Origin of the sequence: Plantactinospora sonchi (assembly GCF_036422035.1) — a bacterium.
Lineage (GTDB): Bacteria > Actinomycetota > Actinomycetes > Mycobacteriales > Micromonosporaceae > Plantactinospora > Plantactinospora sonchi.
In genome coordinates this window covers 117489-130691 of sequence record NZ_JAZGQK010000023.1, presented here as the reverse complement: position 1 = coordinate 130691, position 13203 = coordinate 117489, and the positions used below count along the sequence as shown (strand labels likewise).

The window sequence follows — 13203 nt, the reverse complement described above, 5'->3', positions numbered from 1 at the left end:
ATCGACGGAGACCTTAGCTCTGTCAGCAGAGCTATTGCGATGTGAAGTAGACGCCGCGGGGGCCGGGGATCGCAAGCCGGAGTCGCGCCGACGTGTCGGCCGACGTCCGGAGCACGCGGTCGGCGGCTGGGCAGGGGAGGGCGAGATGGAGGACGAGGCGACGGCGGTCGCGGCGCTCGGCACCGGCCTGGCCGAGGTGCAGCGGGTGTTGCGCCGGTCGATGAGCCGGCGCCTCGGCCGGCCGCCGCTGCCGGACGCGCAGGTGGAGGTGCTGCGGCTGGTCGAGCGCCGGCCCGGGATCAGCGTCAAGGAGGCGGCCGAGCGGTTGTGCACCGCCGCCAACACCGTCAGCACACTGGTCGGCGACCTCGTCGCCGCCGGCCTGCTGGACCGCGAGCGGGACCCGGACAACCGCCGACTGGTACGGCTCCGGCTCACCCCGGCCGCGCAGGACCGGATCGCCGCGGTCACCGCGGAACGCCGCGACCTGCTGCTGCGGGCGCTCGATCGCCTCGACGAGCCGGCCCGTCGGGAGATCATCCAGGCCGCGCCGCACCTGCGGCGGTTGGCGGACCTGCTTGTCGAGCAGGAACCCGGTCACCAGCTCCGGTCCGCAGAGCGGGACGGTGCGGGCGGCGCGGGATAGCCACCCCGGTCCGTGCCAAACTTGACCGGCGGCCGGCCGGTCCGGTCGCGGGCGAGGAGAGGGTTAGGTTCGTGTTGCGCTGGTTGACCGCAGGAGAGTCCCATGGTCCCGCCCTCGTCGCGGTCCTGGAGGGGGTGCCCGCCGGGATCGAGGTGACCAGCGAGGAGATCGTCCGGCAGTTGGCCCGGCGTCGGCTCGGCTACGGCCGGGGCGCCCGGATGGCCTTCGAGCAGGACGAGGTCGAGATCCTCGGGGGTCTCCGGCACGGTGTCACGCTGGGCAGCCCGGTGGCGATCCGGGTCGGCAACTCCGAGTGGCCGAAGTGGCGGACGGTGATGTCCGCCGATCCGGTCGACCCGGAGGTGCTGGCCGGGCAGGCCCGCAACGCCCCGCTGACCCGGCCCCGGCCCGGGCACGCCGACCTGGCCGGCATGCAGAAGTACGGCCACACCGACGCCCGACCGATCCTGGAGCGGGCCAGCGCCCGGGAGACCGCGGCACGGGTCGCGGTCGGCACGGTCGCCCGGGCACTGCTCCGCCAGTCGCTCGGCATCGAGATCGTCTCGCACGTGGTGGAACTCGGTTCGGTCGCGGCCAAGCCCGGGCTCCAGCCCCGACCAGAGGACGCCGAACGGATCGACGCCGACCCGCTGCGTTGCCTCGACCCGGAGGCGAGCGCCCGGATGGTCGCCGAGGTCGACGCCGCCAAGTCCGACGCCGACACGCTCGGCGGCATCGTCGAGGTCCTGGCGTACGGGGTGCCGCCGGGTCTGGGCAGCCACGTGCAGTGGGACCGCAAACTCGACGCCCGGCTCGCCGCCGCGCTGATGTCGATCCAGGCGATCAAGGGCGTGGAGATCGGCGACGCCTGGCAGCAGGCCCGGTCCCGCGGCTCGGTCGCGCACGACGAGATCGTCCCCACCGCGACCGGGGTGCGTCGGGTCACCGACCGGGCCGGTGGCCTGGAGGGTGGCATCACCACCGGCGAGCCGCTCCGGGTCCGGGCCGCGATGAAGCCGATCTCCTCGCTGAACCGCGCGCTCTCCACCGTGGACGTGACGACGGGTGAGCCGGCGACCGCGATCAACCAGCGTTCCGACGTCTGCGCCGTCCCGGCCGCCGCGATCGTCGCCGAGACGATGGTCGCGCTGGTGCTGGCCGAGGCGGCGACGGAGAAGTTCGGCGGCGACTCGGTCGCCGAGATCAGTCGCAACGTCGCCGGGTACCTCGACAACCTGGTGATCCACTGATGGCGCCGGTCTGTGTACTGGTCGGTGCCCCGGGGGCCGGTAAGACGAGCACCGGGCTGCTGGTCGCCAAGGGGCTCGGCGTCGACTTCCGGGACACCGACAGCGACATCGAGGCGACGGCCGGAAAGAGCATCCCCGAGATCTTCATCGACGAGGGTGAGGCGTACTTCCGTACCCTGGAGCGGGCCGCGGTGGCGGCGGCGCTGGCCTCGTTCGACGGTGTGCTCGCCCTCGGTGGCGGGGCGGTCATGGCCGAGGAGAGCCGGGCGGCGTTGGCCGGGCACCGGGTGATCCACCTGTCGGTGGAGCTGTCCGACGCGGTCCGGCGGGTCGGCCTCGGCTCCGGTCGGCCACTGCTCGCGATCAACCCCCGGGCCACCCTGAAGCACCTGCTCGACCTGCGACGGCCGGTCTACGACGAGGTGGCGACCTGGACGGTGGTCACCGACGGCCGCACCCCGGAGCAGGTCGCCGACGAGATCCTGGCGGGTCTCGCCGGCGACGCCGGGTAGCCCGGCGGCGGGTCAGCCCACCGGTGCCGTCTGCCGCCCGATCCGGTCGAGCAGTTCGGTCAGCGACTTCGGCTCGCTGAGCATCGGCCAGTGCCCGGTCGGCAGGCTGTGGAGTTCGGCGCCGGCCAGCCCGGCGAAGAACGGGTTGCCCTGGGCCACCATCTCCCGCACCATCTCCACCGGGAACGTGCAGACGATCAGCGCGGTCGGCACCGGCCGGCCGCCACCGACGTGGACCCGGTCGGTGGCGGTGCGCAGCGGTTGACCGGTGGCCCGGGTCCGCAACAGGTCGAGCAGTTCGTCGTCCAGCCCGGCGAGGTTGGCCGGGTCCTCGGCCGGATCCCAGGCCGGCGGCGGCAGCAGGTGCCCGTCACCGATCAGCTCCCGGAGCCGCTCCTGCTCCTCGGGCGGGTGGGTGTCGAACTGCGCCATCCCGTCCGGCAGCGGCCCACTGTCCAGATAGACCACCCGCGACAGCCGGTCCGGGATCCGTTCCGCCGCCTGCTGGACCGGCATCGCACCGCCGGAGTGCCCGACCAGCACCACGTCCCGCAGGTCCGCCTCCTCGACCAGTCGCACGATGTCGCTGGTGTGGGTCTCCAGGTCGACGTCCGGGCCGGCCAGGTGCGCCCGTTCGGCGACTCCGCTGAGGGTGACCGGGTGGACCTGGTGTCCGGCCGCCCGCAGCCCGGCGGCGACCTCCTGCCAGGCCCAGGCGCCGAGCCAGAATCCGGGAACGAGTACGTACGTGGCCATCTGTTTCCTCCGTCGTGGTGGTGTGCCGTGAACGGTAGGGTTGAATCCGGGCAGCTTTCGCCCGGATTGGAGAGGTGACCCGTGTCACATCCGGCCGCCCGGGTGCTCAGCCTGCTCGAACTGCTGCAGACCCACCACCGGCTCACCGGCGCCGACCTCGCCGCCCGGCTCGGCGTCGACGAACGGACCGTGCGCCGGTACGCGACCACCCTGGTCGACCTCGGTATTCCGGTGCAGGCCGCCCGGGGCCGGTACGGCGGCTACCGGCTCCGACCCGGATACAAACTGCCACCGCTGATGCTCAGTGACGACGAGGCGGTGGCGGTGATGCTCGGGCTGGTCGCCGCCGAACAGCTCGGCCTGACCACCGCCGCGCCGGCCGCCGGGCTCGCCGAGGCGAAGATCCGTCGGGTGCTGCCGGTGCCCCTCGCCGAGCGGCTCGCCGCCGTACAGGAGACGCTCGGGTTCAGTCTGCGCCGCCGGGCCGAGGTGCCCCGGCCGGCCACCGCCACCCTGCTGGCGCTCGGCGAGGCGACCCGGGCGCGACGCCGGATCACCATCGGCTACCGGTCCTGGGCCGGCGAGCCGTCGGTGCGCGACGTCGACCCGTACGGGCTGGTGTTCCATGCCGGCCGGTGGTACGTCACCGGCCACGACCACCGGCGCGGCGAGGTACGGACCTTCCGGCTCGACCGGATCGCCTCGGTCACCCCCGGCTCGGCGACCTTCGAGGCACCCGGGGACTTCGACCCGGTCGGCCACGTCACCCGGTCCCTGGCCGGGGTGGCGTACCGCTGGGAGGTGGAGGTGCTGCTGGAGATCGATCTGGTGCAGGCCCGGCAGCGGATCCCGCCGAGCGCCGCCGAGCTGACCGGCACCGCCGACGGCGTCCTGCTGCGGGCCCGGGCCGAGGACCTGACCGGAATGGCGCAGATGCTCGCCGGACTGGGCTGGGCGTTCACCGTCCGGCGCCCCGACGAACTGCGCGGCGCCGTCAGCGCGTACGCCGGCCGGCTCGCCGGCTACGCGGAGCGGCGCTGACCCGGCGGACCGGACCGTGTGGACCCGCGCCTGGCGTCGTGATGCGAGGCTGTGCCGCATGAGAATCAATCGATCTCGGATCGCCGTCGGGATGATCCTGGCGGCGGTCCTCGCGGTCATGGCGGACCCGGCGACGGCGGCCCCGCACAACAGGCCGCAGAAGACGGACCCGGCGGTCGTGGCCACGGACCGGGGCCCGGTGCGGGGCACAGTGGACGGTCGGACCCGGACCTTCCAGGGGATACCGTACGCGGCACCGCCGGTCGGTGAACTACGCTGGACCGCGCCGCGACCGGCCGCTCCCTGGGCGGGGGTCCGGGACGCGGACCGGCCGGGGAACCCCTGTCCACAGTTGCCCGATCCGGTGTCCGGCCAGACCGGCAGCGTGACCGAGGACTGCCTGTACCTGAACGTGACCACGCCGCGCGGTCGTCCGGAACGGCCGCGTCCCGTGCTCGTCTGGCTGCACGGCGGCGCCTTCCGCGGCGGTGACGGCGGCGACTTCGACGAGCGGCGGCTCGCCGCCACCGGCGACGTGGTGGTGGTGAACCTCAACTACCGGCTCGGCGTGCTGGGTTTCCTCGGCTATCCCGGACTGGCCGGTTCGGGCACCTTCGGCCTCCAGGACCAGCAGGCCGCGCTCCGCTGGGTCCAGCGGAACATCGCGGCGTTCGGCGGTGATCCGGGCAACGTCACCCTGTTCGGCGAGTCCGCCGGCGCCGACGCGGTCTGCGCCCAGCTGGTCTCGCCGACGGCGGCCGAGCTGTTCCACCGGGTGGTCATGCAGAGCGCCAACTGCTCCTCGGCGAACTTCGTCGACGTGATCCTGCCCGGCGCCGGTCCGACCAGCGACACCTGGAAGCCGGTGGCGACCGCCGAGCAACTCGGTTCGGCGCTGGCGGCGAACGCGCTGGGCTGCGCCGACCTCGACTGCCTGCGGTCGCGGAGCGTCGCCGAACTGTTGGCCGACACGTCCGTCTACTGGAGCCCGGCGATCGGCACCCCGACCCTTCCGCTGCATCCGGCGGAGGCGCTGCGGCAGGGCCGGTTCCACCGCGTCCCGGTGCTGTACGGCCACACCCGTGACGAGGGAAGTTTCTTCGTCGCGGGGTTCTACGGCGGGCTCGACGAGCCGACGTACCAGTGGCTGCTGGGGTCGGCGTTCGGTGCCCGGGCGGGCGAGGTCGCGGACCGGTACGCCGACGCGGGTTCGCCGAGTCTGGCCTGGTCCGCGATCGTCACCGACCGGGGGTACGTCTGCCCGAGCGCCGAGAGCGCGCGTCACCTCCGGGACCGGGTACCCACCTACGTGTACGAGTTCGCCGACCGGGACGTGCCGCAGATGTTCAGTTTCCCGCAGCCGCCGCCGTTCCCGCTCGGGGCGTACCACGGGTCGGAGCTGCCGTTCCTGCACGACCTGACGAACGTGTCGGTCGAGCTGACGGCCGCCCAGCGCGGACTGTCCCGGCAGATGATCGGGTACTGGACGCGGTTCGCGGCGACCGGTGACCCGAACGGGCCCGGTACGCCGTACTGGTCGCGTCGGTCGGCACAGTCGCTCGCCCCGGGGGCGGTCGGCCCGGTGGACCTGGCTGCCGCCCACCACTGTGCGTTCTGGGCGAGCTTCGGCTGAGGTCCGTTCCGGTCCGCCCCGGCCGGACGGTCGGGGCGGACCGGACATCCTCGGCTGGCCTGCCGACCCGGCGGTCAGCCCTCGGGCCCGCCGACCCGCCGGTCAGCCCTTGAGTGCGGCGGCGACGGCGTCGGCGAGGGAGGTGGTGGGGCGGCCGAGCAGGCGCGGCAGGTCACCGCTGTCGGTGAAGAGCTCACCACGGCTCGCCCCGACGCTGGCGTCGGCGTAGAGCTCCGCCGCCGGCCGGGGCAGGCCCACGCTGGTGAGGAAGTCGGTGTACTCCGGCTGGGAGAGGTTGCGGTAGGCGACCGTACGCCCGGACTGCCGGCTCACCTCGTCGGCCAGTTCGGCCAGGGTGAAGGCCGGCTCGCCGCCCAGCTCGTACGCCTGGTTCTCGTGTCCCTCGGTGGTCAGCACGACCGCGCCCGCGGCGGCGAGGTCGGCCCGGGTGGCGCCGGAGATCCGGCCGTCGCCGACGGCGTCGACGATCGCGCCGTGCTCCACCGCCTGGCCCAGGCCGGCCGTGTAGACCTCGAGGTAGAAGGTGTTGCGGAGGAAGACGTAGGGCAGTCCCGACTCGCGGATCAACGCCTCGGTGGCCTTGTGCTCCCCGGCGAGGATCATCGTGGTGGTGTCCGCGTTGAGGATGCTGGTGTAGGCGATCAGTCGGATTCCGGCGGCGCGGGCGGCGTCGACCACGTTGCGGTGCTGGGGGAGTCGTTCGCCGGCCGCGCTGCTGGAGACGAAGAGCAGCTTCTCGGCGCCGGCGAAGGCCGTGGCCAGGCTCTCCGGGTCGGTGTAGTCGGCCTGGCGCACCTGGACGCCCCGTGCGGCGAGGCCGGCGGCCTTTCCCCGGTCGCGGGCGATCGCGACGATCTGCCCGGCGGGTACGCCCCGGGCCAGGAGTTCCTCGATGGCCAGTGGGCCGTAGTGGCCGGTGGCTCCGGTGACGACGATCATGACAAGCTCCTTCGACGGTTCCCGCGCTTCCGATCAAGACTGCACTAACTTTTTGAAAGCACAACGGCATGGTGAGCGCTGTCACGTTGGTAAGTAGGGACTCGGCGATACCGTAAGTGTCATGGCAGAGGCGGTCCCAGTGGACGGGTACGACGGCGACGACGCGATGGTGGCGGACGTCTTCGCCCGCGACTGTTCCTCCCGGCGGATCGTCGAGAACATCGCCGGCAAGTGGGGGATGCTCGCCCTGGCCGCGCTGCACGAGAGCTCCTACCGGTTCAACGCGCTGCGCCGCCGGGTCGACGGGGTCAGCGAGAAGATGCTCGCCCAGACCCTGCAGGGGCTGGAACGCGACGGGCTGGTCCGTCGGGACGTGCAGACCACCATCCCGCCGCACGTGGAGTACAGCCTCACCCCGTTCGGGGAACGGGTCGCCAGCACGATCGTCGAGCTGATCGGGCTGGTCCAGGCCGAGGTCGACGCCAACCGTCGATGAGTGGGTTCATCCGGCGCGGTGTCGGATGAGGGCCTCCACGCCGTCCAGGATCCGGTCAAGCCCGAACGTGTAGTCGAACTGCCGCTCCTCCTCGGCGGTGTCGGTTGGATAGTCGAACGCGCCCGCGTCGATCGCGGTACGCAGTGCGGGAAACCGCTGCGCGTCGACGAGACCGCTGAGCAGCGTGCTGTAGGCGGCAACCGACTCTCCCGAGGCGGCCGGGCCGAGGTCTGTGCTCAGTCGTGCGGTGGTGAGCATGTAGCTGGCGACCAGCAGGACCACGCCGGCCTTGTCGCTCTCGGTGAGGCCGGTGCCGCCCAACGCGCGCAGGGCACGATCGGTCCAGGTCAGCTGGTTGGGCGTGATCGGCGGCCCGCTGACAGGTAGGTGAACGATCCAGGAGTGGGCCCGCAGCATCGTCCACTGTGCCCGGCACCAGCGCTGCAGGCCGAGTCGCCAGTCGGCACCGGGCTCGTCGAGTTCGGCGGGCACGGCCGCGACCGAGTCCAGCATCAACAGCAGCAGTTCGTCCTTGCTCTTCAGGTGCCGGTAGAGCGACATGGTGGTGAAGCCGAGTCGCTCGGCGATCCTGGCCATCGAGACCGCGCCCAGGCCGTCGGCGTCGGCCAGTTCCACCGCCGCGCGCACGATCCGGGACAGGCTCAGGCCCTGCCTCGGTTCCGCGTCCGGCCCAGGCTGCTGTCCCCAGAGCAGGTCCAGGCCGGCCGGCAGTTTGTCGCTCATCGCCTCTGATCCGTTCGCCATGGCTTGCACTGCCGGCAAGTGTATGTCATACACTTATGTGTATGACATACACAGTGATGATCATCGGTGGGGGCATCGCCGGATCGGCGACCGCGATCGCGCTGCACAAGGCAGGGATCAGGTCGGTTGTCTACGAGGCGTACGACCGGACCGCGGACAACGCGGGGGTCTTCCTGTCTCTCGCGGTGAACGCGCTCGACGCCCTGCGCACGCTGGGTCTCGACATCAGCGGCCTCGGCTTCGACACGCCGAGAATCACGGTCACCAGCGGCTCCGGCCGGAAACTGGGGGAGCTCTCCTACGGCACGGCCCGTTCAGGCGGCATCGTGAGCCGGACCGTCAAACGGAGCGACCTGTACCGCGCACTCCGTGAGCAGGCCGCCAACAGCGGTGTCCGCTTCGAGTACGGCAAGCGGCTCGTCGACGCCGAGGAGACCGGTGACGGGGTGTTGGCCAGATTCGCCGACGGCAGCACCGCCACGGGCGACCTGTTGATCGGCGCGGACGGCCTGCGCTCGCGCACCCGCGAGATCATCGCCCCGGACGCCCCGCGCGCGCGGTACGCCGGGCTGCTCAACACCGGCGGCTACGCGCGCGGCGTCTCGGTCGGTGGTGAGCCGGGCATGGTCAACGCGATCTTCGGCAGGCGTTGTTTCATGGCCTACGTCTCGCATCCGAACGGCGAGGTCTGGTGGGTGGCGAATCCGGCCTGCGCCATCGAGCCCACCCCGGCCGAGTTGGCCGCGACGACCCCGCAGGCGTGGCGCTCCCGGTTGATCGACCTGTTCCGACAGGACCACGGGCCCGCCCTGGACATCATCGCGGGGACCGACAGGATTTTCGCCGGCTGGAACACCTACGACCTCCCCACGGTGCCGAGGTGGCACACCGACCGGATGATCATCATCGGGGACGCCGCCCACGCCACCGCCCCCTCGATCGGGCAGGGCGCGGCGATGGCCATCGAGGACAGCGTCGTGCTGGCCAAATGCCTGCGGGACAGCTCCGGCGTCAGGTCCGCGTTCACCAGCTACGAGGGGCTACGACGCGAACGGGTGGAGCGCGTGGTCGAGCAGAGCAAGCGCACCGGCGGCTGGAAGGCACTCGGCCCGATCGCCCGGGTACCGCGTGACCTCGTCATGAGTCTGGCCATGAAACTCACGGCCCGCAGCGGCAAGGACCCGAGCCGATGGATCTACGAGCACCACATCGACTGGGACGAACCGATCCGCAGCGGAGCGCGAAGTTGAGCGTCCCGGTGGTCGTCCTCCCCGATCGTGCGCCAGGCGGCGCCGTTCCGGTCGGGGGTGCGGGAGGGTGCCGGAAATCCTCTAGGCTCTCAGGCGATGGACGAGCTGACCCGGATCCCCGTTGGTGGCGAGCGGCCGTACGACGTACTCGTCGGGCGTGACCTGCTGGCCGCGCTGCCGCCACTGCTGGACGGCGCCGAGCGAGTCGCGGTGCTGCACGCCCCGCCGCTCAAGGCGCACGCCGACGACCTGGCCGAACGGCTCGGCGCCGCCGGCATCCGACCGTTGACCGTCGAGGTGCCCGACGCCGAGGCCGGCAAGAACATCGAGGTCGCCGCCCGGTGCTGGGAGCAGCTCGGCGGGGCCGGCTTCACCCGTACCGACGCGGTCGTCGGGGTCGGCGGCGGCGCCGTCACCGACCTGGCCGGCTTCGTCGCCGCCTGCTGGCTGCGCGGGGTCCGCTGGGTGCCGGTCTCGACCTCGCTGCTCGGCATGGTCGACGCCGCCGTCGGCGGCAAGACCGGGATCAACACCGCCGCCGGCAAGAACCTGGTCGGCGCCTTCCACCCGCCCGCCGGGGTGATCTGCGACCTGAGGATGCTCGACTCGCTGCCGACGGTCGACCTGGCCGCCGGGCTGGCCGAGGTGGTGAAGTGCGGGTTCATCGCCGACCCGATGATCCTGGAACTGATCGAGGCGGAGCCGACGGCGGCGCTCGACCCGGCCGGACAGGTGGTCCGCGAGCTGGTCGAGCGGGCGATCCGGGTGAAGGCCGACGTGGTCACCGGCGACCTGCGGGAGGCCGGTCAGCGGGAGATCCTCAACTACGGACACACCCTCGGGCACGCCATCGAGAAGGTCGAGGGCTACCGCTGGCGGCACGGGCACGCCATCTCGGTCGGGATGATCTACGCCGCCGCGCTGGCCCGCCGGGCCGGGCGGTTGGACGAGCCGACCGCGCAGCGGCACCGGAGGTTGCTGACCACCCTCGGCCTGCCCACCTCCTACCGGGCGGACGCCTGGCCGGAGCTGCTGGCCGCGATGCGGGTGGACAAGAAGGCCCGGGGCAACCGGCTGCGTTTCGTGGTGCTCGACGGGCTGGCCCGGACCGGCGTCCTGGACGGCCCGGACGACAACCTGCTGCACGAGGCGTACGCGGCGGTCGCGGAGGAGGTCGACGCGTGAAGGTCCACGTGCTCAACGGGCCCAACCTGGGCCGGCTCGGCAGCCGTCAGGTCGACGTGTACGGGGTGACCAGCTACGCCGACCTGGTGGCGAGCTGCGAGGCCACCGGTAAGGAGCTCGGGCTGGACGTCGAGGTGCGGCAGACCGACGCCGAGCACGAGATGCTCGGCTGGCTGCACGCCGCCGCCGACGAGGAGGCGGCGGTGGTACTCAACCCGGGTGCCTGGTCGCACTACTCGTACGCGGTCCGGGACGCCTGCGCCCTGTTGCGTGGCCCGCTGGTCGAGGTGCACATCTCGAACATCCACGCCCGGGAGGAGTTCCGGCACCACTCGGTGGTCTCCGCGGTCGCCACCGGGGTGATCTGCGGCCTTGGCGTGGACGGCTACCGGCTGGCCCTGCTCCATCTGGCGGCCCGGCGGAGCTGAGCTCCGGCGGGTGGTCGGCCCCGGCAGTCGGGTCGTGGTTCGCACCATCAGACGGGTCCGGCGCACCAAGGCAAGATCAATTGGACGCTGCTTGTAGACTTGCCGGGTCTGTCCGTCGACCTGAAGATCAAGGCAGGAAATGGCCACCACCAACGACCTCAAGAACGGCCTGGTTCTCAACCTCGACGGGGAGCTCTGGGCCGTTGTCGAGTTCCAGCACGTCAAGCCCGGCAAGGGCGGTGCGTTCGTCCGTACCACGCTGAAGAACGTGCTCTCCGGCAAGGTCGTCGACAAGACGTTCAACGCGGGCACCAAGGTCGACACGGCCACCGTCGACAAGCGCAACATGCAGTACCTCTACGCCGATGGCGAGGACTACGTCTTCATGGACCTGGAGACGTACGACCAGATCACGGTGCCGGGCGGCACCGTCGGCGAGGCGGCCAACTACCTGCTCCCCGAGGCCGAGGCGATCGTCGCCACCCACGAGGGCGTGCCGCTCTACATCGAGCTGCCGACCAGTGTCGTGCTGGAGATCACCTACACCGAGCCGGGGCTGCAGGGCGACCGGTCCACCGGCGGCAACAAGCCGGCGACCGTCGAGACCGGTGCGACCGTGCAGGTGCCGCTCTTCATCACCACGGGTGAGAAGATCAAGGTTGACACCCGCGACGGTCGTTACCTCGGCCGGGCCTGATGGCCGAGGGCCCCAAGCAGCAGATGCCGGCCCGCCGCAAGGCGCGCAAACGGGCACTCGACGTCCTCTACGAGGCGGACATGCGATCCCGCCCGGCGGTCGAGGTGCTGGCCGGCTATCTGCAGCGGCTCGAACAGCCCCGTCCGGAGCACCTGGGTTACGCGACCGGCCTGGTCGAGGGCGTCGCCGGACACCAGGCCCGGATCGACGAGCTGATCGACAGTTACGCCGAGGGGTGGACGCTCGACCGGATGCCGGTCGTGGACCGTAACCTCGCCCGGATCGCCATCTACGAGCTGCTCTACGTCGACGAGATCGACGACGCGGTGGCGATCAGCGAGGCGGTCGAGCTGGCCCGGCAGATGTCGACCGACGACTCGCCCCGCTTCCTGAACGGCATCCTGGGACGGATCGCCGAGTACGCCACCCGCTGACGCGCGTCCGGTCCGACCCGCCCGGTCTGTCCGGCCGTGGTGGGGCGGCCGGCGGATTCGTGTCCCGCTGGGCGGTCCCGCTACGGCCCACGGGTGGATCAATCCGTTCCAGGTGTGTGGAAGGGTGCGCTTGCCCCCGTAGGGGCCCGTACGGGTACGTGAAGGCCGATTCCGCCCGTGTTGCGTGGGCCGTTCGTGTTGCGTGGGCCGTTCCTGCGGGTGTGTCTTTTTCGAGCGAGTCGTTCTCGCGCCGTGCGGAGCGAGCCCATCGCGTGGCTCGTTCCACGGTGGCTGCCCTGCGGGCGGATGCGGGGCCGGGGCGAGGCGGCGGGCAGGCGACGCGACGGGCATGATCCGGCCTCGGACGTTAAGAAGGGCCCCTTCCTATGCAAAAGCGATAAGAAGGGGCCCTTCCTTACACCAGGATCAGGACGCGAAGAGCGCCCGGGGGTCGGCGACGAGAACACCGTGCTCGGTGAGCCGCTCGATCAGACCGGAGGGGGAGGAGTCGTACACGATCGCGAGCGCCCGCAGGTCGTCCGCGCGAATCGACAGCACCCGCCCGTTGTAGTCACCCCGCTGCTGCTGGATGGCCCGGGCATAGCGGGCGACGTAGGCGAGGTCCTCGGAGGCCTCGTCGTACAGCCGCTCCAGGTCGAGAACGATCTTGTTCGTCGGCTCATGACGAACGCCACTGCCGTCCGGCAGCAGCTCCGAGACGGGTACCCGGTAGAAGTCGGCAAGCTCGGCGAGGCGCGACACCGTGACGGCCCGGTCGCCCCGCTCGTACGAGCCGACGACGACGGCTTTCCACCGCCCGTTCGACTTCTCCTCCACCCCCTGCAGGGAAAGTCCCTGCTGCTGACGGATCGAGCGCAGTCGCGCGCCCAACGACTTGGCGTATTCAGAGGGCATTCGGCACTCCCAGTGCTGGTCGGGGATCTCCCCAGCGATCGCTACGGAGCGTGACGGTACGGGGAATGCGACACGGGGTCAAGTGCTAGTTACCTACCTATTACAAAGATCGTGTTCCGACTGCCGGTTTCGGCCAGCTGACCGTCGGGTCAGCCACCGGTCGGGGTCGGCCCCGTGGCCAGTGGTAACGTGGCTGGAGCCCCGGCCCGCGCCGCAATGGCGAGCGCCGGAAATC

15 protein-coding genes are annotated in these 13203 nt (G+C 71.5%); 11 read left to right on the top strand and 4 right to left on the bottom strand.

The annotated features are described in order from the left end of the window. The first annotated feature begins 145 nt into the window (after positions 1-145). The 3 genes from V1633_RS25535 to V1633_RS25525 all read left to right on the top strand — a co-directional run bounded on the left by V1633_RS25535 (position 146) and on the right by V1633_RS25525 (position 2408). On the top strand, positions 146-646 hold the full coding sequence (locus V1633_RS25535) for a MarR family winged helix-turn-helix transcriptional regulator (protein WP_331216935.1): 501 nt from the start codon (positions 146-148) through the stop codon (positions 644-646). Between the two features lie 71 nt (positions 647-717). Beyond that, a complete protein-coding gene (aroC, locus tag V1633_RS25530) occupies positions 718-1896 on the top strand; it encodes a chorismate synthase (protein WP_331216934.1) in 1179 nt (392 codons plus the stop codon). Continuing rightward, positions 1896-2408, top strand: coding sequence for a shikimate kinase (locus V1633_RS25525; protein ID WP_331216933.1), 513 nt, complete (start codon positions 1896-1898; stop codon positions 2406-2408). The genes aroC and V1633_RS25525 overlap by 1 nt, the downstream gene beginning before the upstream one ends. Before the next feature lie 12 nt (positions 2409-2420). Here V1633_RS25525 and V1633_RS25520 read toward each other — a convergent pair whose 3' ends face one another. Further along, the gene (locus V1633_RS25520) at positions 2421-3164 is read right to left on the bottom strand and encodes an alpha/beta fold hydrolase (RefSeq protein ID WP_331216932.1); all 744 of its coding nucleotides are present in this window, start codon (positions 3162-3164) and stop codon (positions 2421-2423) included. Positions 3165-3245: 81 nt separating this feature from the next. Here V1633_RS25520 and V1633_RS25515 point away from each other — a divergent pair, with 81 nt between their 5' ends. Next, positions 3246-4205: a helix-turn-helix transcriptional regulator gene (locus tag V1633_RS25515; RefSeq protein WP_331216931.1), complete on the top strand. Its 960-nt coding sequence runs from the start codon at positions 3246-3248 to the stop codon at positions 4203-4205. 58 nt (positions 4206-4263) lie between these two features. Then, positions 4264-5838, top strand: coding sequence for a carboxylesterase/lipase family protein (locus V1633_RS25510; protein ID WP_331216930.1), 1575 nt, complete (start codon positions 4264-4266; stop codon positions 5836-5838). Between the two features lie 102 nt (positions 5839-5940). On the opposite strand, the gene V1633_RS25505 is transcribed toward V1633_RS25510, so the two are convergent. Then, positions 5941-6798, bottom strand: coding sequence for an SDR family oxidoreductase (locus V1633_RS25505; protein ID WP_331216929.1), 858 nt, complete (start codon positions 6796-6798; stop codon positions 5941-5943). Between the two features lie 121 nt (positions 6799-6919). Here V1633_RS25505 and V1633_RS25500 point away from each other — a divergent pair, with 121 nt between their 5' ends. Further along, positions 6920-7294 carry a winged helix-turn-helix transcriptional regulator gene (locus tag V1633_RS25500; RefSeq protein ID WP_331216928.1) on the top strand — a complete coding sequence of 125 codons (375 nt, stop codon included), beginning with the start codon at positions 6920-6922 and terminating at the stop codon, positions 7292-7294. Positions 7295-7300: 6 nt separating this feature from the next. Here V1633_RS25500 and V1633_RS25495 read toward each other — a convergent pair whose 3' ends face one another. Continuing rightward, a complete protein-coding gene (locus V1633_RS25495; protein WP_331216927.1) occupies positions 7301-8038 on the bottom strand; it encodes a TetR/AcrR family transcriptional regulator in 738 nt (245 codons plus the stop codon). Positions 8039-8100: 62 nt separating this feature from the next. On the opposite strand from V1633_RS25495, the gene V1633_RS25490 reads away from it, so the two are divergent. The 5 genes from V1633_RS25490 to nusB all read left to right on the top strand — a co-directional run bounded on the left by V1633_RS25490 (position 8101) and on the right by nusB (position 12053). Continuing rightward, entirely contained in the window at positions 8101-9309 is a 1209-nt protein-coding gene (locus V1633_RS25490) for an FAD-dependent oxidoreductase (RefSeq protein WP_331216926.1), read from the top strand. 96 nt (positions 9310-9405) lie between these two features. Beyond that, positions 9406-10494 carry a 3-dehydroquinate synthase gene (gene aroB, locus V1633_RS25485; protein WP_331216925.1) on the top strand — a complete coding sequence of 363 codons (1089 nt, stop codon included), beginning with the start codon at positions 9406-9408 and terminating at the stop codon, positions 10492-10494. Further along, positions 10491-10922: a type II 3-dehydroquinate dehydratase gene (gene aroQ / locus V1633_RS25480; RefSeq protein ID WP_331216924.1), complete on the top strand. Its 432-nt coding sequence runs from the start codon at positions 10491-10493 to the stop codon at positions 10920-10922. The genes aroB and aroQ overlap by 4 nt, the downstream gene beginning before the upstream one ends. Positions 10923-11061: 139 nt before the next feature. After that, on the top strand, positions 11062-11619 hold the full coding sequence (efp, locus tag V1633_RS25475; protein WP_331216923.1) for an elongation factor P: 558 nt from the start codon (positions 11062-11064) through the stop codon (positions 11617-11619). A gap of 23 nt (positions 11620-11642) precedes the next feature. Continuing rightward, positions 11643-12053: a transcription antitermination factor NusB gene (gene nusB, locus V1633_RS25470; RefSeq protein WP_331216978.1), complete on the top strand. Its 411-nt coding sequence runs from the start codon at positions 11643-11645 to the stop codon at positions 12051-12053. Positions 12054-12479: 426 nt separating this feature from the next. Here nusB and bldD read toward each other — a convergent pair whose 3' ends face one another. Then, positions 12480-12968, bottom strand: coding sequence for a transcriptional regulator BldD (gene bldD / locus V1633_RS25465; protein WP_101366736.1), 489 nt, complete (start codon positions 12966-12968; stop codon positions 12480-12482). Between the last annotated feature and the right edge of the window lie 235 nt (positions 12969-13203).